Raw genomic sequence first — 26,290 nt, forward strand, 5'->3', positions numbered from 1 at the left:
TGAACCGCCGTATACGGATCCGTACGTACGGTGGTGTGAGAGGTCGGTAATTAATTTACCTCCTACTCGATCAGCAGGCATCATTTGTTTTCAACCGTAGACCCCTATCCATAAAGAAATTAATCTCAAAATCATTCATGAAAGCGTTGTATTAAATGAACAAATTGTTTAAGCTGTAACCTGTACTTTGCTCAGGGAGGAGAAAGCATGGATAAAAAAGTAAAAAAGTTTAAAATGCCTTCGGCGTATACGATACTATTTTTCCTTATAATTGCTGTGGCAATATTGACTTGGATTATTCCAGCTGGTCAATATGCTACGACTAAGGCTGGTAATATTATCGCTGGAACTTATAAGGCACGTACCAACAGTCCCCAAGGAATCTGGGATGTCTTTATGGCACCGGTTAATGGGATGGTCGGAACGGCTAATACAGACGGTTCTATTTCCATTTCATTATTTATCTTAGTAATTGGTGGATTTTTAGGAGTTGTTAATAAGACCCGTGCCATTGATGATGGTATTTCCGCAATTATTAAGAAGAATAGTGGCAAGGAAAAGGCTATTATTCCAATTCTGATGATATTATTTGCTATTGGTGGATCAACCTTTGGTATGGGTGAAGAGACAATTGCCTTCTACCCAATCTTGATTCCAGTAATGATCAGTGTTGGATATGATTCGATAACCGCTATATCGATTGCACTGGTGGGTACACAGGTTGGATGTTTAGCATCTACAGTGAACCCATTTGCCACCGGTGTTGCTTCACAAACTATTAATATTTCACCAGGAGAGGGACTAATTTCTCGATTGGTATTGTTGATAATTACCACTGCTATCAGTATTTGGTATGTAATGCATTATGCAGCAAAAATTAAAAAAGATCCTTCAAAATCATATGTATTTGAACGTCGTCAAAAAGACTTGGAAGAATTCTCGATGAAACAAGAATCTGATGATCATGAATTAACTGGTGGTCAAAAGATTGTCATTTGGCTATTTGGTGCAACTTTTGTAATCATGATTGCTGGATTGATTCCATGGAGTAATCTTAACTCAAGCTGGACATTCTTCGACAGCTTTACTAAATGGTTAACTCATGTGCCATTCCTTGGTGCTTTGATCGGCCAAGATATTGCTCCACTAGGTACTTGGTACTTCTCAGAAATCACCACATTATTCTTCTTAATGTCAGTCATTGTTATGTTTGTCTTCCACATGAGTGAATCTGAATATATCAATGCATTCATGGAAGGTATGGGTGAATTCTTGAGTGTTGCCATTATCGTCTGTGTTGCTCGTGGTATTCAGGTAATTATGAACAATGGATACATTACAGCAACAGTACTTCACTTTGGTGAAACAGGATTACAGAATCTTTCATCAGCAATATTCATTGTTTTAACATTCATATTCTATATTCCAATGTCATTCTTAATTCCTTCAACGTCAGGACTAGCTGCCGCAACTATGGGAATTATGGGACCATTGGGCAAGTTCTCCGGAGTAGATGGATCACTTGTAATTACAGCCTATCAAGCTGCTTCTGGTTGGGTCAACTTAATTACTCCAACTTCAGGTGTAGTAATGGGTGCTCTAGCAATCGGCCACGTTAATATCGTTTCATGGTGGAAGTACATGTGGAAACTAATGGCTATATTATTTGTTGTTGTCGCTGGATATTTGGTTGTTGTTTCGATGATGTAATGAAATAATATAAATATAAAAGTTGAAAGGGGTTTCAAAATGGAAACATTTATCACAGATAAAGTTCAAGATAATGCAATTGATGCGCTAAGTAAAGTTATTGCAGTTCCTTCATATTGTGAGGATGCAAAGGAAAATGCACCATTTGGTCCTGGTCCCAAAAAAGCTTTGGATACAGTTTTGGAAGTTGCTCAAAGTATTGGTAATACAACACATGAAGATCCCGAAGGATATTACGGTTATGCCGAAATCGGTGAAGGTGACCAAATATTTGGATTGGTATGCCATATGGACGTTGTTCCAGCTGGAAATATTGATGCATGGAATACTGAACCATTCAAAATGATCGAAAAAGATGGCAAGCTGTATGGACGTGGAACACAAGATGATAAGGGGCCAAGTGTAGCTTCGTTGTTTGCAGTCAAAGCAATCATGGATGCTGGATACACTTTCAATAAGAAGATTCGCTTTATCTTTGGAACTGACGAAGAGACCCTTTGGAGATGTCTTGCCCAATATAACAAGAAGGAAACTCCAATTGACATGGGAATTGCACCAGACGCTGAATTTCCATTGATCTATGCAGAAAAAGGATTGCAACAATCTTATTTGGTTGGACCCGGTTCAAACGAGCTCAACTTGAATATTGTTGATGCCTTCAATGCTGTTCCTGGTAAAGCTGTCTATAATGGTCCTAAACAAGAAGAAGTATTTGCTGCATTACAAAACCACAAGTTTGATGCAGATAAAATTGATGGTGGAATTGAAATTCATGGTAATTCTGTCCACGCAATGAATGCACCTGAGGGAACTAATGCGGTGGTTAGACTTGGAATTGCCTTGTCTGATGTGTTCCCAGACATTAATATTCTTCAATTTTTGAAGAAGTTTGGTGAAGATGCTAATGCCACTAACCTGTTAGGTGATGTGTCTGATGATGTTTCAGGCAAATTAACATTTAATATCTCAAGCTTGGAAATCAATTCAGAAAGATCACGTGTCCAAATAGATATGAGAATTCCAGTTAAAATTGATCACGATACATTGATCAAGCAAGTTTCAGATGCCGTAGAATCCTTTGGTATGAAGTATGAGAACTTTGATTATGTAGCACCTCTCTACGTACCAACAGATACGAAACTGGTTAAAACATTGATGTCTGCATATCAAGATGTTACTGGTGATACAGAGTCTAAACCAGCAATTTCTGGTGGTGCTACCTTTGCTAGAACGATGAATAATTGTGTTGCGTTTGGTGCAATGCTGCCAACAACACCAGATTTCATGCATCAAGCCAATGAAAATTGGAGTAGAGCAGATATGCGTAAAGCTATGGAGATCATCGCTGAAGCTGTATATCGTTTATGTGTCTAGACAAATACTTTGTAAAAGCTGAAAAAGTATTATAATATATTTTATATTCTTAAAGATGAGGACTGCTTATGCAGTTCTCTTTTTGTTTTGGTGACACTTCGGTAAAAAGTAATTGAGCCTGCCGTGGAACCGGTTCCAGCTATAGTGCGGTCTGGGATCTCACTTTTGAACTCCGCATGGACCGCGAATTTCAAAAGATGTCCTAGTTATGGAAGAATGACATGCTGTCGTCCCAACATAGCTGCCACTGCGGGTTGAATTACTTTTTACATCCAATTTTTTTTAATAGTTCTATTCAAAATTTGTGAGGGAATATTAAATGAATAAGACTATGCGACCATGAAAATGTTAGTGGTTAATATTAGTTCTAACTATTTTCAGGTATCTATAAGATACAGAGAGGTATATAAGCTGGAGGTTGAGAAAAAAATACCAGCCGTAAAAGTGGCGAAGCCACAGGACGAGCTTTAAGATTTGCGAAGCAAAGCTTAAAGTCGAGATTCCAGACCGTGGCTGGAATCGGTCCATACGGCAGGTAATTTTTTCTCAACCGGAAGCGGAAAAGAACAATATAAGACTAAAAATTTGTCTTATATAAGCAAATTAGGTAGTTTAGGAGTAAGAGAAAACGTTGGAATTTTCAAAAAGAATTAGTAGATTCTGCAAGAAAGGATACTGCAAGAGCTATCTTGCGGGTGAATGATATGTTTAATTTTAATACACAACCTATGAAATATAGATTTCAGGGCGAGATGACGGTACCCGGGGATAAAAGTATCGCACACCGAGCCATTGTCTTAGCTTCTTTGGCAAAAGGAGTTACACAAATCAGTAACTTTTCCTTTTCAGAAGATTTAACTACAACAGTTAAACTATTTCAGGATCTAGGCGTGAAAATGCACGTAGAGCCTACGACTAAAGATATGATCATCAAAGGCTCAAATCGTAATTTCAATCCACTGACTCATACGCTTAATTTGAACAATGTAGGTGAATTACAAAGTCTGATCATGGGCATGTTGGCAACAACGCCTGATACATACACCTTGAATGGTGGAGAGTTTTTAAGTAAACGTCCGTCTGATAATTTGGCTGTCTTGTTGACAGACATGGGTGCCGATTTGACAAGAACTTCTGATGATTACTTACCCCTTGAAATTACCGGTTCAAATAATTTACGTGGAATTACGTACCAACAAGATATTGCAAGTGCACAGATTAAGAGTGGATTGATTTTTGCTAGTTTATTCGCTGACTCAAAGACTCAAATACTTAGAAAAATGCCCACACGTAATCATACTGAAGTTTTGGCAAATTATTTTGGAGCTGATATCACAACAGATCCTAATGTGATTACTGTTAATCCACAAAACACTGAGTTAACTGGTCAGAATTTAACAATCCCTGGAGATTTTTCATCTGCCGCATTTTACATTGTCGGATCATTACTGGCTGACAATAGCCACTTAACGCTTCACCGAGTGGGATTGAATTCAACTAGAACTGGATTACTTCAAGTAATTGAGCAAATGGGCGGAAAAATCGAAATAACTAATCGATCCAAGAATAGTGTTGAGCCATATGGAGATCTGACAATGGTCAGCCAGAAGCTCCACGGAACGACTATCAGTGCTGAGCAAGTTCCATTCATCATTGACGAGATACCATTGATTGCTTTAATGGCATCCCAAGCCAGTGGTAAAACAATTATTGAAGATATTCATGATGTTCATTTACAAATGAGCGACCGCATTACCAATATGCGTGTTGAATTAGCCAAATTAGGCATCGTTATGACTGTAAATGATGATTCTATCGTTATTAAAGGCAATCAATCTATTCATGTAAAAGATGATGTTGACAGCCATGACGATCATCGTATCGCTATGATGTTGTGTGTCGCATCGAACTTGATCGATACGCCATTACAGATCAAGAACATTGAAGCAATTGATATTTCTTACCCAGATTTCATTTCGGATATGAAAAAGGTATTAGTTGTCGGGTAAGTTTTACACTTCTTTTTTTAGAACCATTGACGTATGATGGTGTTAATGAAAAAAATGTAAGGGGTTACGTAACTTTATGATCAAATTTATTGGAACTGATTTAGATGGGACTCTACTTAATAGTTACAGCCAAGTACCGTTTGAAAACGCTGATGCTATTCGCAGAGCAGTCGATTCAGGACTTATTTATGCAATTTGTTCTGGAAGAACGTTACATTCAGTAAATAAGTTTTTTAAAAAAGACTTGAAAACTGAGGGATACAGAGTAGTTCTTAATGGTGGTGTGGTGGTCAACCCAAAAGGGGAACAGGTTGTTGACAGGCCTATCGACCATGATATTGTTGATGAAATTTTGAAACGTGTTGAGTTCAACAAATTCAAAGTTGTAATCGATGGTATCAATTACACGTATGTCTATGATCCTAATAAGAGCTGGACGACTTACTTTGAGGGGATGAGTAGGCATAATATCCACGCCAATTCGATTGATGATTTGCGTAAAAAAAATGAAGATCCAGACTTTAATATTTACAAAGTTTGTTTCAGTACGAGTCCTAAGCGTTTATTCGAACTTCGTAAAAAATTAGAATCCCTGGCAGCATTGCCAGTAACAATCAGTCGCTCAGGCTCTAATTACTTTGAAATTAATGCGCAAGATGTGACTAAATTGTCTGCACTACAAAGAATTTCTGAAATTGAAAGTATTCCTATGGCAGACTTTATGTGCTTTGGTGATTATGGAAATGATTACGATATGGTTCGTGAAGTCGGTTATGGAGTTGCAATGGATAACGCTATTGAAAAAGTTAAAGAAGTTGCATGGAATATTACTAAGACCAACAACGAGAACGGAGTTGGCGTTATGATCAATCGGGTTCTTGATGGAGAATTCGAACGGAATGATAATAGAAGTAGATTAGATATTTGATGTAAAAAAACAACGGTGAGAAATGTTGAGATTATTAAAACATTTTTCATCGTTTTTGTTTTTCTTAAAAAACATCTTGCCAAATGTTGATTCTAGTTATACAATCAAGTTGTTCGATGAAAGCGTTTTAAGAAAACGTTTTTATCAAAAAACAAATTAATACAATTTACTATACAGAGGAGTTTTTATCATGGCTGAAAGAACAATTATGTTATGCTGTGCCGCAGGTATGTCAACAAGTTTACTAGTTTCAAAAATGCAAAAGGCTGCTGCCGCAGATGGAATCGATGCAGAAATCTTCGCTACTGCTGCTTCAGATGCAGATGCAAAGATTGAAGAGAAACATCCAGAAGTACTTATGCTTGGACCTCAAGTTAGATATCTTGAAGGACAATTTAAAGACAAGCTTTCAATTCCTGTTGAAGTAATCAACATGCAAGACTACGGAATGATGAATGGTGAAAAAGTATTCAAGAGAGCTTTGGAATTAATTGGTTAATCACGCAGATTGCGTATTATAGTAACAAATTAAGGGGCGCTGAAATTGCACCCCTTTTATATTCAAAAAAATGGGAAGCGTATACAGCGCTTATGGAGGATTTTACAAATGGCTGAAGAAGAACACGACGAACAACTACAAACAATTATGGGATTGATCATCAATGGGGGTAACGCTAAGAGCTCTGCATTTGAGGCTATCGCTGCTGCTAAGAAAGGTCAATTTACAGTAGCTGACTCAAAATTAAAAGAATCAGATAACTTCCTAACAGAAGCACACAATGTTCAAACAGGAATGTTAACTGAAGAAGCAAATGGTAACCATGCCAAAGTTACATTACTAATGGTTCACTCACAAGACCACATCATGAATGCTATTACATTCAGAGACCTTGCTGGTGAAATTGTTGACTTATACAAGAAGTTAGCTAAAGACGCTAAATAATTTAGTTATTAATTGAGTTATTAAAAAGTATTAACGATTGGAGAAACATCAATGAGTGAAGGAATTGAGATGCCAGAAGGCTTCCTTTGGGGCGGCGCTGTTGCTGCTCACCAACTTGAGGGTGGATGGCAAGAAGGTGGTAAAGGTGTCAGCATTGCTGATGTTATGACTGCCGGAGCTAAAGGCGTTGCTAGAGAGGTTACTGACGGCGTAAAAGAAGGAAAAGTTTATCCTAATCATTGGGGAAACGATTTCTATCACATGTATCCAGAAGATATTAAGTTATTTGCTGAAATGGGATTGAAATGTTTCAGAACATCAATTGCTTGGACAAGAATTTTCCCAAATGGTGATGAAACTGAACCAAATGAAGCTGGATTAAAGTTTTATGATGATATGTTTGATGAATGTTTGAAGTACGGTATTCAACCAGTTATCACACTATCTCATTTTGAAATTCCATATCACTTGGTTAAAGAATACGGTGGCTGGAGCAATCGTAAGATGATTGAATTCTTCGATCGTTTTGCTGAAGTATGTTTCAAACGTTATAAGAACAAGGTTAAGTATTGGATGACATTCAATGAAATCAATAATCAAATTGATTACAGAGATCCACATCCACTACTACAAGACTCAGGTCTTGAATTGACAGACTCAGACAACTGGGAAGAAGCAATGTTGCAAGCTGCACATTACGAATTCGTTGCCAGTGCGAAAGCAGTTCAAATGGCACACAAGATCAACCCAGAAATGCAAGTCGGATCAATGATTGCAATGTGTCCTGTATATCCATTGTCATCTAAACCTCAAGATATTATGAAGGCTGAACGTGCTCAACAATATCGTTATTATTACGGTGATGTTCAAGCATTAGGCTTCTATCCAGAATGGATGGAGAAATATCGTGAGCGTAAAGGTTATAACTTGGATATTACAGCCGCTGACTTGGCTACTATCAAGGCTGGAACTGTGGACTATGTAGGATTCAGTTACTACATGTCATTCACAACCAAAGCACATGCCGGTGAGACTCACTTTGACTTTGATGAACACAATGATTTGGTTTCAAATCCTACTGTTCAGAAGTCAGACTGGGGTTGGCAGATTGATCCAGTTGGGCTTCGTTACGCAATGAATTGGATGACAACACGTTGGCACAAGCCATTATTCATCGTTGAAAATGGTTTTGGTGCATATGACAAGTTGGAAGCTGATCACAGTGTGCATGATGATTACCGTATTTCATATTTCCACGATCACATTTTACAAATGGAAAAGGCTGTTAAAGAAGATGGTGTTGACTTAATTGGATATACTCCATGGGGCTTCATCGATCTTATTTCAGCAAGTACTGGTGAAATGAAGAAGCGTTACGGTATGATCTATGTCGATCAAGATGACGAAGGCAATGGTTCAAAATCTCGTTATAAGAAAGATTCATTCTACTGGTTTAAGAATGTAATTGAATCAAATGGTAAAAATCTAGATACAAATATTCAAAAATAATTAGGGAGGATTTTACATGACGGAAAAAAGTGGTTTAAGAAAAGATTTCTTGTGGGGTGGCGCTGTGGCTGCCAACCAACTAGAAGGAGCATGGGATGTAGATGGTAAAGGTGTCAGTGTCAGTGACATTATGACTGCCGGCGCTTATCAACACCCACGTGAAATCACTGATGGAATTATTCCAGGTAAAAACTACCCTAATCACGAAGCAATCGACTTTTATCACCACTACAAGGAAGATATTAAGTTATTTGCTGAAATGGGCTACAAATGTTTTAGAACATCAATTGCTTGGACAAGAATTTTTCCAAATGGTGATGAAGATGAACCCAATGAAGCTGGCTTGAAGTTCTATGATGACATGTTCGACGAATGTCTCAAATATGGAATTGAACCAGTTATCACATTGTCTCACTTCGAAATGCCATATCATTTGGTAACAGAATATGGTGGTTGGAGAAATCGTAAGGTCATCGACTTCTTTGTTAAGTTTGCTAAGGTTTGTTTCGAACGTTACGCTGACAAAGTTAAGTATTGGATGACATTTAACGAGATCAACAACCAAACAACTTTCACAAATGACTTCTCGATTGCTACAGACTCTGGCTTGATCTTCAGAGATAATGAATCAGAAGACGAACGTGAAAAATTGATGTATCAAGCATCACACTATGAAGTAGTTGCTAGTGCATTGGCTGTTAAGATCGGTCACAAGATCAATCCTGATTTTGTAATTGGTAATATGGTCAACTTCACACCAGTATATCCTGCATCATCAGATCCAAAAGACATCTTGTTGGCTGAAAAAGCTATGCAAAGACGTTACTGGTGGGCAGATGTCCAAGCCTTGGGTGAATATCCAGTTGGTATGGAAGCTTACTTCAAGAATCATGATTTGAGAAAAGATATCACTGAAGAAGACCGTGTCGTACTCAAAGAAGGTACTGTTGACTATGTTGGATTCAGTTATTACAACTCAATGACTGTCAAATACAGTGATGATAATCCAGAATTCAAATTTATTGGTGACCGTGAGACTGTTAAGAACCCTAATCTTAAATATAACGATTGGGGCTGGCCAGTAGATCCAATTGGATTGAGATATTCAATGAACTGGTTGACTGAACACTATCACAAACCATTGATGATTGTTGAGAACGGATTCGGTGCTTATGATAAGGTCGAAAAAGATGGAAGCATTCATGATCCATATCGTATCGACTACTTACGTGCCCACGTTCAACAAATGATCACAGCAGTAAATGAAGATGGAATCGATCTAATGGGATACACTCCATGGGGTTGTATTGACCTTGTTTCTGCTGGAACAGGACAAATGTCTAAGAGATATGGCTTCATTTATGTCGACAAAGACGATGAAGGAAATGGAACACTTGCTCGTTCCAAGAAAGATTCATTCTACTGGTATCAAAAGGTTATCCGTACAAACGGTGCTGATATTGACTAGGGATGAGTAACTAAGGGCTGGGACATTTGTTCCAGCCTTTTATTTTAGATAATATGTAACAGGTTACATATATTTTGTAATACTGTTTTTTATGAATGATATAGACCAATTTAAAAAAGAAGGTGAGATTCATGTTTCCATATCAGAAAATTCACGAGTTAAATCGACTAGAATTGATCGTTTACAAGTACATTGTTAGTCATTTAAAAGAAGTTGAAGATATGACCATTCGAGATCTTGCGAATGAAGCACATGTCTCAACTACCACTGTGTTGCGATTCCTAAAAAAAATGGATTATAGTGGTTTCTCAGAATTCAAATATGCATTGAAACAGAGTCAAAAGTCACCTGCAAAGAAATTCACTGATAGCAGTATGGAGCCAATCAAGAACTTCTTCGATGTGATCACACATGAAGGTGTGTTCTCAGATAAGATCAATCAGGCGGCACAGATGATCAATGCCGCCGATCTAGTGCTATTCTTCGGGGTAAGTAATAGTGGCCGAATCGCTGATTATGGTGCAAGCATCCTGTCTAGTTACGGTATCTATTCATTACCGATAAATGATCCGTTTCAACCGGAGCCATTTTCAGACCGTGACTTCTCCAAAACACTGCTGGTGATCATCTCTGTTTCAGGCGAGACACAACAAACGTTACAACAAGCAAAATACTACAAGGAGCATGGTGCATCAACGATTGCGCTGACTGCTAACTCGTATTCGACATTGAACCAAGTGGTGGACTTTTCACTATCATATGATATTCCACAGGTGCGAAAGGGACATATCAATGTTACGACCCAAGTTCCGATGGTTTATATGCTCGAACAGATATCAAGTTGTGCTTATCATAAGATGGTAGACCAACCTGAAAATATATTTAAGGAACATGTTACAGATTAGTAACGTGTTTTTTTTATGTAAAAAAGTTCCATTATGCCAATTTATCAACATTTTTTACTGAAAAGGGTTACAATAGTTCTTGTAAGCGGATTCGGGTGTTTCTGCTTAGTAACAAGAAAAAATTTGAGGGGGCTTTAACATGGCTGACAATAAGAAAGGCGGCTTTGTCCAAGAAAAGCTAGTTCCACTAGCTGGCAAACTCGCTTCGTCACGTCATTTGATTGCTTTGCGTGATGGTATGACATTGGCTGTTCCAATGATTATCATTGGTTCAATTTTCATGATCATCGCACAATTTCCAATTCAATCATACCTAGACTTCATGGCTAGTGTATTCGGTAAGAATTGGGCAACCGTATTACAATATCCAACTAATGCATCGTTCCATATTATGGGACTCATCGCTGTTGTTGGTATTTCCTTTAACTTGGCTAAGAGTTATAAGGTAGATCCAATCTCTGCTGCAATTGTTTCATTAGGTGCATTTATCCTAACGATTCCATTGAAGACAGATAAGGCTGGAGCATTGTGGTTACCATTAACACAACTTGACTCAGCTGGTTTATTTACAGCTATTATTGTTGGATTGTTCATCACAGACTTTTATGTCTGGATGATTCACAAGAACTGGACAATTAAGATGCCTGATACAGTTCCACCTGCAGTAAGTAACTCATTTGCTGCTTTATTCCCAGGTTTGATTGTTTTGTTCGTTGTTTGGATCGTACGTTTAGGTGTTGAAGCAACACCAATGCAAAGTATTCCAAACATCATCAGTTACTTCTTGGCTGCACCACTTGGTACATTAAGTGATACATTACCAGGTGCTTTAGTTGCTGAATTCCTTGTTTCATTCCTATGGTTATTCGGTATCCACGGTGCCAACGTTGTTTCAGGTGTTATGATGCCTATCTGGCTAACAGCCTTGCAACAAAACCAAGCTGCTCTTGCAGCTGGTAAACCACTACCAAACATTGTTACAACATCATTCTTTGATTTGTTCGTTCACATGGGTGGTTCTGGTGCCACACTTGGATTGGCTATGCTTCTAGCATTTGCATCTAAGAGTAAGGAATTGAAGACATTAGGTAAGTTGGTTGCAGGTCCCGCAATCTTCAACATTAACGAACCTATCGTCTTCGGTCTACCTATCGTTATGAACTACAAGATGGCTGTTCCATTTATTTTGACACCACTTGCTAACGTTATTACTACATATATTGGTATGGCAACAGGATTAGTCGCCAAACCAATGGGAGTTTACCTACCATGGACGACTCCACCAATTATTTCTGGATTTATCGCTACTGGTCATATTTCTGGTTCAGTAATGCAGATCATCAATATTGTTATTGACTTTGCAATTTACTACTACTTCTTCAAGAAGATGGATAGTGAAAAGCTCAAAGAAGAACTTAAAGACGTTGATCTTGCTGGCTCAGTAGATACTGCCAAAGCATAATAAAAATTTTTTCGGAGGTCATGTTTTGAGAAGACTAGGATTATCACTATATCCTGAACATTCAACTTTGGATGAGGATAAGAAATATCTTGATACTGCAAGTAAGTTAGACTATTCACGTATATTCATGTCATTGCTCGAATTAGGTGATGACAAGAATAAGACAATTGCAAGATTCAAAGAAACCATTTCTTACGCTAATGATTTGGGAATGGCAACAATTGTCGACATGAACCCAAGACTATTTACCAAATTAGGCATCAGTTATGACGATCTTTCATTCTTCAAGGAAATCGGTGCTGCTGGACTTCGTTTGGACGAAGGTTTCACTGGTATGGAAGAAGCTAAAATGACTCATAATCCTTATGGATTGAAGATTGAGATCAATATGAGTTCAGGTACACACTACTTAGATAACATATTGGCATTCCAACCTAATGCCAACAATCTCCTTGGTTGCCACAACTTCTATCCACAAAGATACACTGGACTAGGCGAGGACTTCTTTACTAAATGGTCTAAGTTGTTCAGAAAGCACAACATTCATTCAGCTGCATTCGTAAGTTCACATACAGCAACATTTGGACCATGGCCAGTTCAAGATGGTTTGCCAACATTGGAAGATGATCGTGATCTACCAATTGCTACACAAGTTAAACATCTTGTTCTAACAGGAATGGTTGACGATGTTATCATTGGTAACACTTATGCATCTGATGAAGAACTTGAAGAAGCATCTAAGGCATTCTTTGCTCCATTGCCTGAATTGAAAGTTGATTTATCTCAAAACATTACTGATATTGAAAAAGAAGTTATCTTAAAATCTACACATATGTACCGTGGTGATGCCTCAGATTATCTACTACGTAGTACGATGACACGTGTTGTATATCGTGATAAGGACTTTCCAGCCCATGATACTGACGATATCAAACGTGGAGACATCATTATTGTTAACAATCAATATGGTCAATATAAAGGTGAAACACAAATTGCTTTACGTGATATCAAGAATGATGGACGTAGAAATGTTGTCGGACACTTAAGCTCAGAAGAAGCATTTTTATTGAGTTATATTGGGACATGGAGTAGTTTTAAGTTAGCAGAATAATAAAAAATAAAGATACTATTCTCAACTGAATAGTATCTTTTTTATAGGAGTGAGATTCATGACAGATTATCGCTTAGGGAAAGAAGATTTTGAAAAGTTCTATGAATTATATCTTTATTCCTTTAATCGCCCAGACAATGAGCAAAAGAAGAATGCCTTGAGTACTAGATTTGATAACTCACTGGCATATGGAATTATGAATGGCAATAAACTTGGAAGTGGATTGTTAAGTATTCCATTTAAAGTTGACTTCCACGGTGTGACATATCACATGAATGGTATTGGAGACGTAATGAGTGCTCCGGAGTTTGCCGGACGTGGTGGAGCTGGAACATTGCTGAATCAAGCATTGACAGATATGTACAATAACAATGTTACTTTGTCTTATTTAGCACCATTCTCATTCAGATATTATCGCCGCTTCGGTTACGAACAAGTATTTAACCACGTGATAACAGATATTCCTAGTTCAAAGTGGCCTCGTATCAAAGCACCTAAGACAGGTCACATTGAACGTGTTAGGTTGAATGAAATGCCTAAGTCAGTTAGAAAACTGTATGAAGATCACAACTCACTTGGCGGAGTAGTCCGTGAAGACTGGTGGTGGGATCACATGGCATACAAGCATTCTGATTGGTTCGCTGCATTGTACTTTGATGATACCGATGAGTTGAGTGGCTATCTATTGTATTCGAACGATGGCGACAACTTAAGAATTCAGGAATGGGTAACAAATGATCCTAACAGTTACAGTGCATTGGCTAACTTCATTGTTAAGCATCAATCGATGTTCAGTAATTTTGTTTATGAGTCATCTGATGCTGAGGTTAAGGCGGATTTGTTGGAAGAACCATATGTAGCCACTGTTACAACTGTTCCATATATGTCGGCTAGAATCGTTAATCTGAAGAGTTTTATTAAGAAATATCCATTTATTAAGCACAACCTTGATCCAGTAGTTATCAATGTTAGTGATACTCTGGATTGGAACAATCAAAAGTGGTTGTTATCTATCAATAATGGCAATATCAAGTTTGAGAAGACTAATGAGCCAAGTAATATTCAATTGGATATTACGACTTTGACTAAGGCTATGTTTGGGATTAGATCACTTGATTCACTTGCTCATTATGGTTATGTTAAGGGGGATGCTACTTCGATTGATGCTTTAAGCAATGCTTTTGTTACGGAGAAGCCTCAATTAAGGGACTACTTCTAGTAGTAAGTCTCCAGGTTTGAAAATATTCACCTGCTATGCGGACCAGCCTGAGCCAAGGGGCGGTCTCATGCTTCGGTTTGAAGCCTTGCTAAGTTCGGCAAGTCTTCAAACACGCCCGGTGACGTAAATGGCTAAAGCCATAACGTCACTGTCATAGCTGTGAATATTATCAAACCTTCCGACCATTTGATTTTTAAATTTAATAGTACGAAAAAGAGGTTGTATTACACTTGAACTTTTCCAAGTGTGATACAACCTCTTTTTATTTTTGATTCTAAAATTTGTAGTAAAATCAGCCGTAGATTGAAAGTAACTGTTCCGCTGTGGCAGTGGTGTAAGACGGTGTTCTACCGTCTGTGCAGCACAGGACGACTTTTGAAATCTGCGGTTTATGCAGAGTTCAAAATCGAGAATTCAGACCGCTTTATGGCTGAATTAGGTCCCTCAGCAGAACAGTTATTTTCAATCGTAGGCGGCATTAACCATCTACTTAGCTTCAGAAGTAATAGTTTTAACTTTAGGCATAACCAGATTCAAGATAATTGCAGCAATGGCTGCGGCCGCAATTGGAGAACCTAGTAAGTATTGAATAATTTGTGGTGCTTGTTTAGTAACGTTTGCTGGAAGTAATACCAATGCAAGTGTAAGGATGATGGGTAATCCGATAACATAGATATCACGGTCAGTTGTATGCAATCCACGGATAACATTAAGTCCATTCAACATGATAGTTACACAGATAATTGCGAAGACACCACCGATAACTGGTGCAGGGATGGCGGCCAAGAATGCTGACAATTTACTGAAGAATCCAAGGACTGTGAACCAGATACCTGCAAATAAGAAGACACGTTTACTGGCGACGCCGGTAATTGAAATAACACCAGCATTTGTAGAGTAACCGGTAACAGGAGTAGTACCAAGTAATGCAGCAACTAAACAACTGAATCCTTCACCAATGATACCCATGTTCCATTGTTTCTTACTGATCTCATGGTTAGTAACGGCTCCCATGGCGAACCATGTACCGGTTGTTTCAGTTGTGATAACTGCATAGATGATAATAAAAGTAATGATAGCTGAAGGTGAGAATGAGATTCCGTAATTAAAGGCTGTTCCAGAAGGAAGACTAAACCAAGCGGCATCTGCAACTGTCTTCCAATTGAACAAGCCCATCATACTAGAGGCAATTGTACCAACTGCTAAAGCGAAGATGATCGAACCAGTCCGAAAGACACGGCGAACACTTGGGAATTTCATACTAATGGCAACTGAAACTAGGAGAGTTAAAGCTGTGATCGAAGCAAGGATAATGTTGTTATTGATATTACCTGGCGCTTCAAAGATATTACTGTTTAAGGCAGATGGAATTAATGACAAACCAACGCAAGTAATGATTGTTCCACCAACAAGAGCAGGGACTAATGTGTTGATGATCTTATGAAAAATACCAGTGACACCAAGTATGACCAGAATTATCGATCCGACCAACAAGGCACCAATAAGCGTCGCCATTCCGTTGCCATTAACACCACCAGATGCTAATACGACACCTGCAGCAGCTCCAAGTGGAACAAATGAAGGTCCCTGTGATACCGGCATTTTCATGAATACGTAAGTTTGTAAAATTGTACCAATTCCAGCAGCGAGGAAAGTCGACTGCAAGAGACTCATCTGTTGTCCAGCAGTCATTGCCATCATTCCTGCCAAGATAATAGGTGGAACGTAAATATCCATTGCCAAGACATGTTGCAGACCTAGGAATCCGGCTTCACCGAATCCAACTTTGTCATCAGGTCCGACTAATAGCGTACTTTTATTTTCTTCCATGATTCTCTCCTCGATTGATTACTTTTTTACCAGAAACATATACTTCATTAATTTCTGATTTTGTCGTGTGATAAATTAGTCTTTCAAAAACATCCTGTGGTTCATTAGACATTAATTCAGAATATTGATCAGTAACAATTTGGAAATCAGCTTTATATCCAGCTTTGATCTGTCCAGTCTTAACGTGAAGTGCTTTTGCACCACCAACTGTCGCAAGATAGAAGGCGTTGGTAGCAGATATACGGGCATCTGCTTCACCACTATCTTGTAATATTTGTGAGGACATAACAGCTTGTTGAATATTGCGATAAATACTTGGGGAGAAACCTCCAGAAATATCTGTACCCATACCTATTTCGACATTCTTTTCATGTGTGTGTTTAACCGGTAATACGGAATTACCAAAGTAAACATTTGAAATAGGGCAGTGAGCAATAGCGGTATTTCTTTCGTTAAATAGGTCCAAATCTGAATCACTCAGTTGAGTACCATGAGCCATAACAGATTTGTCGGTTAATAAATGGAACTTGTCGAGAACTTCTGCGTCTCTTAAATTAAAACGTTCAGTTGCATAATTATCTTCCCAGATACTTTCACTACAGTGTGATTGAATGGGGAGATTGTATTTGGCAGCCAATTGTCCAAGACCAGCAAGTGTTTCATCAGTACAACTGGGAACGAATCTAGGTGTAATGACTGGTGTTAATTCAGCACTTATTTTCTTTTGCAGATCAAATAACCGTTGAATAAATAGTTCGGTTTGTTCCAATGATTCTTTAGATGAAGAGTCACGATAGAAATCTGGAGTTTGTTCAGGATTGTCCATTGCAACCTTACCAATGAAAGCACGTTGACCAGCCTGCGCACAAATATCCGCGAGAACTAAATTGGCATCTGTATGAATCGAGCCAAAGTACAAAACAGTCGTTGTTCCGTTTGCTAGTAATTCATTAACAAGACTTGTATAACTCTTCTTTGCAAAGTCCAAATCTTGATACTTAGCTTCGAGTGGAAAAGTATAATTTTGTAACCACTCATATAACGGTTTGTCCAAAGCAAGGCCAGCTTGTAGCCATTGTGGTGCATGGACATGTAAATCTATGAATCCTGGCAGTAAGTAACTGCCCTTCGGTATAGGATGAAGAATATTAAGATTTTCAGCAGTTTGCTTGACCGATTTATAATCCGGTTCGTCGACAGATATTACGCGATCAATCATTCCTGATCGATCAATACATGTGAGAACTTTGGGTGAAAAATCCGCCTTGTCAAACGATGCTGAAGAAAAAATTGCTCCTTCAAAAACGATTTGATAGGTGATAATCTAACACTTCCTTATTTTTGTTGTAAATAGGTTAACATGAATATTCCTTTTAATAAAGGACTAAACGTTCGGAAATAAGTATTTCAATAGAAAAATATTTATAGCATTATTATTAAATTAAAAGAATTCTAAAATAAAGCTTGATTGTATATACAATTCTGCATATACTATGTGTGAAATCGATTGCATAACTTTTGGATTGGTGTAGACAATTGGTTTTAATAAATCCGAATATGGGGTGATAAATGATGACATTTGCTATGATCGGAACTTGGAGAATGGCATATGAAGGCTTGAGTAAGGGTATGGAATTGATGAAGAACGGTGGAAATAGTAATGATGCTGTTGAAACTGCCATCAAGGAAGTAGAAGATTATCCATTCTTTAAGTCAGTTGGTTATGGTGGTTTACCTAATGCTAATGGTTTAGTAGAAATGGATTCAGCCTTTATGGATGGAGACACCTTTGCGGTTGGAGCTGTTGCCGGCATTAGTGACATCAAGAATCCAATTTCTGTTTCACGCAAGTTGAGCGGTGAACATTTCAACAGTTTCTTAGTTGGACAAGGTGCATCAGAATACGCTGTATTAAATGATTTTGAACGTAAGGGCATGCTCACAGCTCGTGCTAAGAAGATTTGGGAAAAGCGCAAACGTGAAATAGAAGAAAAAAATTTGAGTCCTTACGATGGACATGACACGGTTGGAATGGTCAGTCTTGACAGTAAAGGCTCAATGGCAGTAGGAACATCAACATCTGGATTATTTATGAAGAAACCTGGCCGTACAGGAGACTCAGCTCTAGTTGGTGATGGATTCTATTGTGATAGTGAAATCGGTGGGGCTGCGGCTACTGGTCTTGGTGAAGATATTATGAAGGGTTGCCTATGTTACGAAATTGTTCGTTTGATGGGTACTGGATTAACTCCACAAGAGGCATGTGACCAAGCAGTTTATCCATTTGTAGAGAAATTAAAAAAACGCTATGGAAAAGTCGGTGAATTTTCATTAGTAGCATTGAACAACAAGGGTGAATGGGGAGTTGCCACAAACGTCGAGTTTACATTTGCTGCTGGCGATAATGAGCACGCTCCAAAGATTATGATGGCAAATCCTGGAGAGAATGGAACTACCGTAATTGAACCAATCACTCAGGAATGGCTCGATGCATATGAAAAGAGAATTAAAGCTCCAATCGATTAGATTAGCGGTTGAGGGAAACCACGTATGCAGAATTACTTGTATTTAGAAGTTGCAGACAAACTGCAAGATGAAATCAGACGAAAAGTTTACGGTATTCACCAAAAATTACCTTCCGAAAATGATCTTGCCGATCAATATCGGACTAGTAGATTAACGATTAGAAAAGCTATTGATGCATTGGAAAAGAGACAAGTAGTTGTCAAAGATCGTAATCGAGGTACATATGTACTTGCCGCAAACAAAAAGATTTCCAGTGGTGCTAATGGTCTAGCAGGATTTACCGAAGTAGCTAAAAAAATGAATTTGAATCCTCAAACAAAGGTTTTGAGTCTAACAGAAGTTACTGATTACCCGCAAGTTGTAGCGAATGATTTAAGACTAAACAAGGATGATGAGATTTGGAAAATCGAACGTTTACGATACGTTAACGATGAACCAATGACTCATGAACAAATTTATTTAAAAGAGCAGCTTTTGCCAATGCTAGATGAGAAGCAAGCCGAAGGTTCATTGTATGAATTGATCGAACAGAATATATCTATTGCATATGCAAGCCAGGAATTGGAAGCAGTACAGCTAGATAAGAAGACAAGTCGTTTACTTGAGACAAAAGAATCTTCTCCAGCATTTTTGGCTCATACTGTCGCATATTCAGTCGATGGATATCCTATTTTGTATGATGATTCATACTATCGTTCTGATAAATATACGTTCCACAATATTTTATATAGAAATCATTAGAAAGAAGGGATTCTTAATGAAGATTATTGTCCTTTTGGATCAAATTCAAGCTGGACTTGGTGGTAAGGAAAAAGCTGATACTGAACTTGGTGGTAAAAAACTTGCTATGGGTGCTGCAGATACAATTGATAAGACCCTAAAGAAAAAAGATTCTGAAGTTATGGCAACATTCTTCTGTGGTACAGAATATTTTTCAGAGAATAAGGATTTGGTATCTGGAAAAATCACACGTATGTTACAAAAAATGAAACCAGATGTTCTATTAGTTGGACCAACATATGATTACCATGACTTCGCTGATATGGCTCTAGAAGTAGGTCTAGCCGTTCAAACTAATTCCGATATTCCTGTTGTAGCGATGGTTGCCAGTGAGAAGAATGAAGACTTAGTTCCACAATTTAGTGACAAGCTAGATATTATTCATATGCCAAAAAAGGGTGGCACAGGATTGTCTGATTCTATTGATCATGCTTTGGAATTATGCAATAAAAAGGTTAATAACGAAGATATATCAGAACTCAAATCTAACTATTGTTTTTAAATAATATTGTTATTTTTTAAGAAGGGGTGAAAAGTCATGCAGAAACAATTTGAAAAAGTATTGATGCCGGTCGCAACCAAATTGGCTAACAATGTTGTTTTACGTTCACTGCGTGATGGTTTCTTAATCATCACACCATTGATCATTGTTACGTCAATTTTCCTATTGATCGGTAATTTTCCGATCCCTGGATGGGAAGACTTTTGGACAGGCGTATTAGGACCACAATGGGCAGAATGGTTTAGTGCTGTTTCTAACTCAGTATTTAGTTTCACTGGTTTGTTATCATGTTTTGGTATTGCGTATGCTTATGGTAAGAACCGTGGACTACACGCTGTTAACTCAGCTGCTGTAGCAATTATTTCATTCTTGATCATGACTCCTACGTCAGTAACTGTTGGCAAAAAAACAGTTGGCGCCGTTGAAACACAATTTTTAGGACCTAACGGTATTTTCTTAGGTATTTTTACAGCTATTATCGCCGTTGTAATTTTTAGATTTGCTATTAAGAGAAATTGGACAATTAAGATGCCCGAAGGGGTTCCACCTGCAGTTAGTGAATCATTCGATGCTTTGATTCCTAGTGCTTTAGTTGTTCTAGTATTCTTTATTGTCAGAGTTGTATTTAGTTTGACAGATTATCAAACAGCTTATAACTTTATTTACACATTGATCCAATCACCATTGAAGAACGTTGGTAATTCACTACCATCAGTATTGCTATACAACTTCTTGTCATCAGTTCTATGGTGCTTTGGTATCAATGGACCAACTATTGTTAACAGTGTTTGGTCACCAATTTTCTTTGCTTTAACACAAGATAACCTTACTGCTTACAATGCTGGTACAGCTTTGCCACATATCTACACACAACAATTTATTGATATTTTCACAACATACGGTGGTGGTGGTAGTACACTATCACTACTAATTCTTATGTTGACTGTATGTAAATCAAAACGTGTTAGAGAACTTGGTAAATTAGCTATTGTTCCTGGTGTTTTCGGAATTAACGAACCTGTTATCTTCGGTTTGCCAGTTGTTCTAAACCCTATTATTGCTATTCCATTTATCATTGTTCCTGTTTTGAACACAGCTATTTCTGGTTTCGTATTTTCAATGGGATGGGTACCATATACCAATGGTGTTATGCTCCCATGGACGACACCTCCTTTGATTTCTGGATGGCTATCTACCGGAAGTATTCTTGGTTCCATTCTTCAGTTATTCGAATTAGTCTTAGGTATTGTGATTTACTACCCATTCATTAAGATGCTTGATAAACAATATCTAGGTGAGGAAGCAGCAGTCGAGAAGGATGCCGATATTGATATCGACTTTAGTACAATTTAAGGAAGTTAAAAAATGAATGAAGTTAGACCCGATTTTCAAGAATTATTTGATGAACATAAATATGAATTTCTAGGATATCTGGACGAATTGCTTCAAATTCCTAGTGTTAATGGTAATGCTACTTTTGAAGCACCGTTTGGTATTGGACCTAAGCGTGCCTTGGAATATATGCTGGCATTATCTAAGAAGCTAGGATTCCGTACGGGTAGTGTATCTAATTGTGTTGGATGGGCTGAATATGGTCCAGAAGATGCAGAAGAATATTTTGGTGTATTAGGACATATTGATGTTGTTGACGTTGAAGATGATTGGAGTTATCCTCCTTTCAAATTGACTCAAGTTGACAATATGATGTATGGTCGTGGAGCTCTCGACAATAAAGGACCGCTGATGTCGACATTGTTTGCATTATATTTACTCAAACTTCAGGGAATTAAATTAAACAAACGTGTCCGTATCATGTTCGGTACTGACGAAGAGTCCGGTAGCCGTGATATTCCATACTATCTGAAAAAACAGAAGCCACCATATGCTGGATATACACCAGATTGCAAGTTCCCAATTGTCTATGGTGAACGTGGATTAGTCGATCTAACGGTTTCTCAAACTGTTGATGATGGCTCATCAGATCAAATCGAATCTATCTCTGGTCAATTCGACCGTAGTTATATTCCAGACTATGCTAAATTCCAACTAAGTGATGGCACATGGAAAGAGTTTACTGGGAAGAAGGCTCCAAGTAATGCCCCTGATATGGCCGATAATGTATTGCCTAAAGTAGCTGATAATTTGGTTGGTTTAGCAGGACAAACTGGCGACTTCTTCATGTGGCTATCAGCTAAGCTATCGAGTCAATACGATGGTAAGAATCTAGGACTGAACTTCGCCGATGAAGCTTCTGGAAGTTTGCAGTTGTCACTTTACAAGATTGAGAAGAAGGATAACAAGTTGTCATTCAATATTTCGATGCGTTATCCAATCTCAATTACTGAAGATAAGGTCATTAACCAGTTGAAGTCACAATTGAATGATGGCATGTCTGTAACAGTCAATCGTAGCTTCCCATCTAAGCTAAGTGAGAAGAATCAAGACTATATCAAGCGCTTTTCAAATATTTATGAAGAAGATACTGGTCTTGACGGAACTCCTGTTACAACCACTGGAGCAACCTATGCTAGAGCTATGCCTAATATTGTTGCTTTTGGACCATCATTCCCTGGTCAAAAGGGAATTGCTCACAAGGGTGACGAATGGCTACAATTCAGTGATTGGCAAATGATGATGGAAGTTTATTATGATTGTTTCATCAATGAATTATGTTAGTAAATATTTAGTAAAGTAAAAAAAGTTTAATTGTAACCGTTTACAAATTCAATTATTTGTCATATACTAAGAGCTGTTGAAAGAAATGAATAGCTCTAGTGAATTGTTACTATTAAATTAGGCGAGATCACTTGGCATTTCGATTATTTGAAATGCTGGTGGTCTCTTTTTTTATATGAGACGGTGAGTTGTTACTATTAGATTAGGCGAGATCACTTGGTGTCATGGTTGTTTGAGATTCAAAACCATGCCATCAGTGGTCTCTTTTTTGTGCAGAGAATGCACGCATAAAGGAAGAGAGGGGGCAACAAAAATTGGTAGACATACTACAAGTATTTAATAACAACAGCGTTTTGGCCGATATAGGAGATCATCGCCAGGCTATCATCAAAGGAAATGGCATTGCTTTTAACAAACACAAAGGATCAAAGGTTAACACAGATAAGGTCGAGAAGATTTTTTATCTGAATACCAAAGGATCTCAAGAAAATCTTTATTTTCTATTGAAAGATATTCCAATAGATGTCGTCACAACTACTTATGAAATTATTGACTATGGTTATAAAAAGTTTAACTATAGCGTTCTAGATTATGCGTATATTACGCTGAGTGATCATATCTTAGAATCGACAAAACGCTTTAATGGTGGTACATATCAAGAAAACTTAATTCCCGATATGGCTGCCCAATATCCGGAGGAGTATGCAATTGCCGAACATGCATTGGAAGTTATCCATAATAATCTTGGAATAAGATTTCCTGCATCTGAGGTGAAAGCAATCGCATTACATTTCATTAATTCTAAGGGTGAAGAGCCCCAAGAGGGTCAAATGAAGCAAGCTGAGAGCAAGGATATTAATGAAATAGTCAAAAACATTCTTAATGACAATAAGATTTTTAGATTGGGTTCCAATGGCAATTATTTTGATAGATTTATGATTCATTTGCAATACTTAGCTGGCCGGCTTGATAAACCTGATGAAGGTGATGATGTCCTAAGTCCGAAATTTGAAAAAGAGATGAAGGAGTCATATCCAGAATCATTTGAAATTGCAAAACAAATTTATGATGAACTACAAGCAAGACTTGATAATAAATTAGGAAGCAATGAGCTATTGTACTTCGTAATTCATATTCAACGATTAATTCAAGAAGATACGAAAGACTAAAAACGAAACGAAACGAAAAGACTCAGGGAGATGGAATTATTATGGCTGTAACAAAAGAAGATATATCAATGACAGGATTTGCCATCGTCGCCTACGCAGGGGATGCAAAATCAGCCTTGATCAATGCATTAAACAAGGCAAAAGAAGGAAAAATCGACGAGGCTAAAAAGTTAGTTGAAACTGCTAATGAGTCAATCGTTGATGCTCACAATGAACAAACTAAATTACTTGCGAATGAAGCAGGTGGAATGGAAATGGACGTGACATTCATCATGGTTCACGGACAGGACACATTAATGACCACTATGATGCTTAAAGATGAAGTTGAGTTCTTCATCGATGAGTATGAAAGAATCAATAAAATTGAAGATAAATTAGATATGAAAAACTAAAATAAAAGAGGGATTTCATTATGATGGATGCTATGACTCGTAGAGTCGATAAAATGAGACCGGTATTCGAAAAGTTTGCCGCTAACATTTATGTTTCTGCTATTCGTGATGGGTTTATCGCAGCAATGCCTATTATCTTATTCTCATCTTTGTTCCTATTAGTAACATATTTACCAAATGCATGGGGTTTCTATTGGCCTTCAAACATTGAAAGTAATTTAATGATTGCTTATAACTACTCAATGGGACTTTTAGCATTGTTTGTTACTGCAACAACCGCTAAGAATCTTACTGATGCAAAGAACCTTGATTTACCAAAGACAAATCAAATGAATGCCGTTTCAGTTATTATGGCTTCAGAAATTGCCTTTATCATTTGTGCCATTATCCAAAATAAGGGTGGCGCTGATCTAACATACATGGGTACACAAGGACTTATTGCTTCATATCTTGTAGGTTTGATTGTTCCAAATATCTACTATGTATGTATTAAGAACAACGTTACAATCAAGATGCCTCCACAGGTACCACAGAATATTTCTCAAACATTCAAAGATGTTATTCCTATGGCATTATCAGTTACAGTTTTCTGGGCATTTTCATTATTGCTCGTTACAACAACTGGTAAGAATTTACCTGAACTAATCGTCGCAATTTTAGCACCTGTTTTCTCAGCCAGTGATTCATATATTGGTCTAGCAATTATTGCTGCTGCCATGGGATTCTTCTGGTTCGTAGGTGTTCAAGGTCCATCAATCGTTGCTCCAGCCGTTGCAGCTATTGAAGTTACAAATACTGAAGCTAACTTGAAGTTGATTCAAGCTGGACATCAAGCAACACATGTACTTGCACAAAACGCACAAGATTATGTTATGAACATGGGTGGTACTGGTTCTACATTCGTACTAGTATTCTTGTTCTTATTCCTTGCCAGATCAAAACAATTGAAAGCTTTAGGTAAGGCTGCATTTATTCCTGTCAGTTTCTCTGTTAATGAGCCAATTTTGTTCGGTGCTCCAATTATCATGAACCCTGTATTCTTTGTTCCATTTGTGTTAACACCAGCTGTTAATATTATGTTGTTCAAGTTCTTTATCTCTGTTCTTGGGATGAACGGTATGATGTATGTTATGCCTTGGGTTATCCCTGCACCAATTGGTATTTTGATCAGTACAGGATTTGCTCCATTAGCATTCTTATTCGTAATTCTAAGTTTGGCAATTGATGTTGTTATCTGGTTCCCATTCATGAAAGTTTACGACAATCAATTACTAACTGAAGAAGCTAAAAAAGCTGAAGAAGAAGGATTAGATTTAGACGATGCTGAAGCAGACGTTGCCGAAGATGATGGTGACATTGAAGTTTCAGCTGATGGAACAGTTATGGCTACAGCAACTGCAGGTGCAACATCTACAGCAGAAGCAGTCGATGACACAACAGATTCAGGAACTGGTTTTGATAAAGAAACAGCTGTCATGGTTATCTGTGCCGGCGGTGGTACATCAGGTATTCTTGCTAATGCATTAAATAAGATTGCCAAAGATCGTGATTTACCGCTATCAGCCGCAGCACGTGCATACGGTCAAGATATGAATATGATTCAAGATATGGATCTAGTTATCTTAGCTCCACAAATGGAAAGTATGAAAGGCAATGTTCAAAAGATTACCGATAAGTATGGAGTTAAACTAGCTACAACCTCAGGTAAAGAGTATATTGCATTGACTCGTGATGCAGATATGGCATTGAAGTTTGTCAAATCATATTTATAAGATAT

Annotated in this window: 22 protein-coding genes; 20 read left to right on the forward strand and 2 right to left on the reverse strand. The window is 37.8% G+C overall.

The genetic code is table 11. The annotated features are described in order from the left end of the window. The first annotated feature begins 207 nt into the window (after positions 1–207). The 12 genes from EKM66_RS09990 (at position 208) to EKM66_RS10045 (ending at position 14,638) form a co-directional block, all read left to right on the forward strand. On the forward strand, positions 208–1,710 hold the full coding sequence (locus tag EKM66_RS09990; protein ID WP_125764177.1) for a YfcC family protein: 1,503 nt from the start codon (positions 208–210) through the stop codon (positions 1,708–1,710). Positions 1,711–1,749: 39 nt separating this feature from the next. Beyond that, positions 1,750–3,084 carry a M20 family metallopeptidase gene (locus EKM66_RS09995; protein WP_125764179.1) on the forward strand — a complete coding sequence of 445 codons (1,335 nt, stop codon included), beginning with the start codon at positions 1,750–1,752 and terminating at the stop codon, positions 3,082–3,084. A gap of 704 nt (positions 3,085–3,788) precedes the next feature. Next, positions 3,789–5,093 carry a 3-phosphoshikimate 1-carboxyvinyltransferase gene (gene aroA, locus EKM66_RS10000; protein WP_125764181.1) on the forward strand — a complete coding sequence of 435 codons (1,305 nt, stop codon included), beginning with the start codon at positions 3,789–3,791 and terminating at the stop codon, positions 5,091–5,093. A gap of 76 nt (positions 5,094–5,169) precedes the next feature. Next, on the forward strand, positions 5,170–6,021 hold the full coding sequence (locus EKM66_RS10005; RefSeq protein ID WP_125764183.1) for a Cof-type HAD-IIB family hydrolase: 852 nt from the start codon (positions 5,170–5,172) through the stop codon (positions 6,019–6,021). Positions 6,022–6,211: 190 nt separating this feature from the next. Then, positions 6,212–6,520, forward strand: a complete 309-nt coding sequence (locus EKM66_RS10010; protein ID WP_125764185.1) for a PTS sugar transporter subunit IIB — start codon at positions 6,212–6,214, stop codon at positions 6,518–6,520. Between the two features lie 108 nt (positions 6,521–6,628). Then, a complete protein-coding gene (locus tag EKM66_RS10015; RefSeq protein ID WP_125764187.1) occupies positions 6,629–6,964 on the forward strand; it encodes a PTS lactose/cellobiose transporter subunit IIA in 336 nt (111 codons plus the stop codon). Positions 6,965–7,015: 51 nt separating this feature from the next. Then, entirely contained in the window at positions 7,016–8,473 is a 1,458-nt protein-coding gene (locus EKM66_RS10020) for a 6-phospho-beta-glucosidase (protein ID WP_125764189.1), read from the forward strand. A 16-nt stretch (positions 8,474–8,489) separates the two neighbouring features. Continuing rightward, complete coding sequence (locus tag EKM66_RS10025) at positions 8,490–9,941, forward strand: 6-phospho-beta-glucosidase (RefSeq protein ID WP_125764191.1); 1,452 nt, start codon at positions 8,490–8,492, stop codon at positions 9,939–9,941. A gap of 131 nt (positions 9,942–10,072) precedes the next feature. Then, positions 10,073–10,846 (forward strand): MurR/RpiR family transcriptional regulator, encoded by a 774-nt coding sequence (locus EKM66_RS10030; protein ID WP_125764194.1) that lies wholly within the window; start codon positions 10,073–10,075, stop codon positions 10,844–10,846. Positions 10,847–10,985: 139 nt separating this feature from the next. Beyond that, entirely contained in the window at positions 10,986–12,308 is a 1,323-nt protein-coding gene (gene celB / locus EKM66_RS10035) for a PTS cellobiose transporter subunit IIC (protein ID WP_125764196.1), read from the forward strand. A 25-nt stretch (positions 12,309–12,333) separates the two neighbouring features. Further along, the gene (locus EKM66_RS10040; protein ID WP_125764198.1) at positions 12,334–13,419 is read left to right on the forward strand and encodes a DUF871 domain-containing protein; all 1,086 of its coding nucleotides are present in this window, start codon (positions 12,334–12,336) and stop codon (positions 13,417–13,419) included. A 58-nt stretch (positions 13,420–13,477) separates the two neighbouring features. Beyond that, entirely contained in the window at positions 13,478–14,638 is a 1,161-nt protein-coding gene (locus EKM66_RS10045; RefSeq protein WP_125764200.1) for a GNAT family N-acetyltransferase, read from the forward strand. A 486-nt stretch (positions 14,639–15,124) separates the two neighbouring features. On the opposite strand, the gene EKM66_RS10050 is transcribed toward EKM66_RS10045, so the two are convergent. Both EKM66_RS10050 and guaD read right to left on the reverse strand, forming a co-directional pair. Further along, positions 15,125–16,468, reverse strand: coding sequence for a uracil-xanthine permease family protein (locus tag EKM66_RS10050; protein WP_125764202.1), 1,344 nt, complete (start codon positions 16,466–16,468; stop codon positions 15,125–15,127). After that, entirely contained in the window at positions 16,455–17,777 is a 1,323-nt protein-coding gene (guaD, locus tag EKM66_RS10055; protein ID WP_404811469.1) for a guanine deaminase, read from the reverse strand. The genes EKM66_RS10050 and guaD overlap by 14 nt, the downstream gene beginning before the upstream one ends. Before the next feature lie 263 nt (positions 17,778–18,040). On the opposite strand from guaD, the gene EKM66_RS10060 reads away from it, so the two are divergent. The 8 genes from EKM66_RS10060 to EKM66_RS10095 all read left to right on the forward strand — a co-directional run bounded on the left by EKM66_RS10060 (position 18,041) and on the right by EKM66_RS10095 (position 26,285). Then, a complete protein-coding gene (locus EKM66_RS10060) occupies positions 18,041–18,994 on the forward strand; it encodes a N(4)-(beta-N-acetylglucosaminyl)-L-asparaginase (protein WP_125764251.1) in 954 nt (317 codons plus the stop codon). 24 nt (positions 18,995–19,018) lie between these two features. After that, positions 19,019–19,735, forward strand: coding sequence for a GntR family transcriptional regulator, LSA1692 subfamily (locus EKM66_RS10065; RefSeq protein WP_125764205.1), 717 nt, complete (start codon positions 19,019–19,021; stop codon positions 19,733–19,735). Positions 19,736–19,751: 16 nt separating this feature from the next. Further along, complete coding sequence (locus tag EKM66_RS10070) at positions 19,752–20,276, forward strand: GrdB-related putative oxidoreductase (protein WP_125764207.1); 525 nt, start codon at positions 19,752–19,754, stop codon at positions 20,274–20,276. A gap of 36 nt (positions 20,277–20,312) precedes the next feature. After that, positions 20,313–21,629 (forward strand): PTS sugar transporter subunit IIC, encoded by a 1,317-nt coding sequence (locus tag EKM66_RS10075; RefSeq protein WP_125764209.1) that lies wholly within the window; start codon positions 20,313–20,315, stop codon positions 21,627–21,629. A gap of 12 nt (positions 21,630–21,641) precedes the next feature. After that, positions 21,642–22,952 (forward strand): Sapep family Mn(2+)-dependent dipeptidase, encoded by a 1,311-nt coding sequence (locus EKM66_RS10080; RefSeq protein WP_125764211.1) that lies wholly within the window; start codon positions 21,642–21,644, stop codon positions 22,950–22,952. A gap of 314 nt (positions 22,953–23,266) precedes the next feature. Beyond that, the gene (locus EKM66_RS10085; protein ID WP_125764213.1) at positions 23,267–24,121 is read left to right on the forward strand and encodes a PRD domain-containing protein; all 855 of its coding nucleotides are present in this window, start codon (positions 23,267–23,269) and stop codon (positions 24,119–24,121) included. Positions 24,122–24,162: 41 nt separating this feature from the next. Beyond that, complete coding sequence (locus tag EKM66_RS10090) at positions 24,163–24,513, forward strand: PTS lactose/cellobiose transporter subunit IIA (RefSeq protein WP_125764215.1); 351 nt, start codon at positions 24,163–24,165, stop codon at positions 24,511–24,513. 32 nt (positions 24,514–24,545) lie between these two features. Then, positions 24,546–26,285, forward strand: a complete 1,740-nt coding sequence (locus EKM66_RS10095) for a lactose-specific PTS transporter subunit EIIC (protein ID WP_164505123.1) — start codon at positions 24,546–24,548, stop codon at positions 26,283–26,285. Positions 26,286–26,290: the final 5 nt, after the last annotated feature.

The organism is Companilactobacillus hulinensis (genome assembly GCF_003946555.1).
Taxonomy (GTDB): domain Bacteria; phylum Bacillota; class Bacilli; order Lactobacillales; family Lactobacillaceae; genus Companilactobacillus; species Companilactobacillus hulinensis.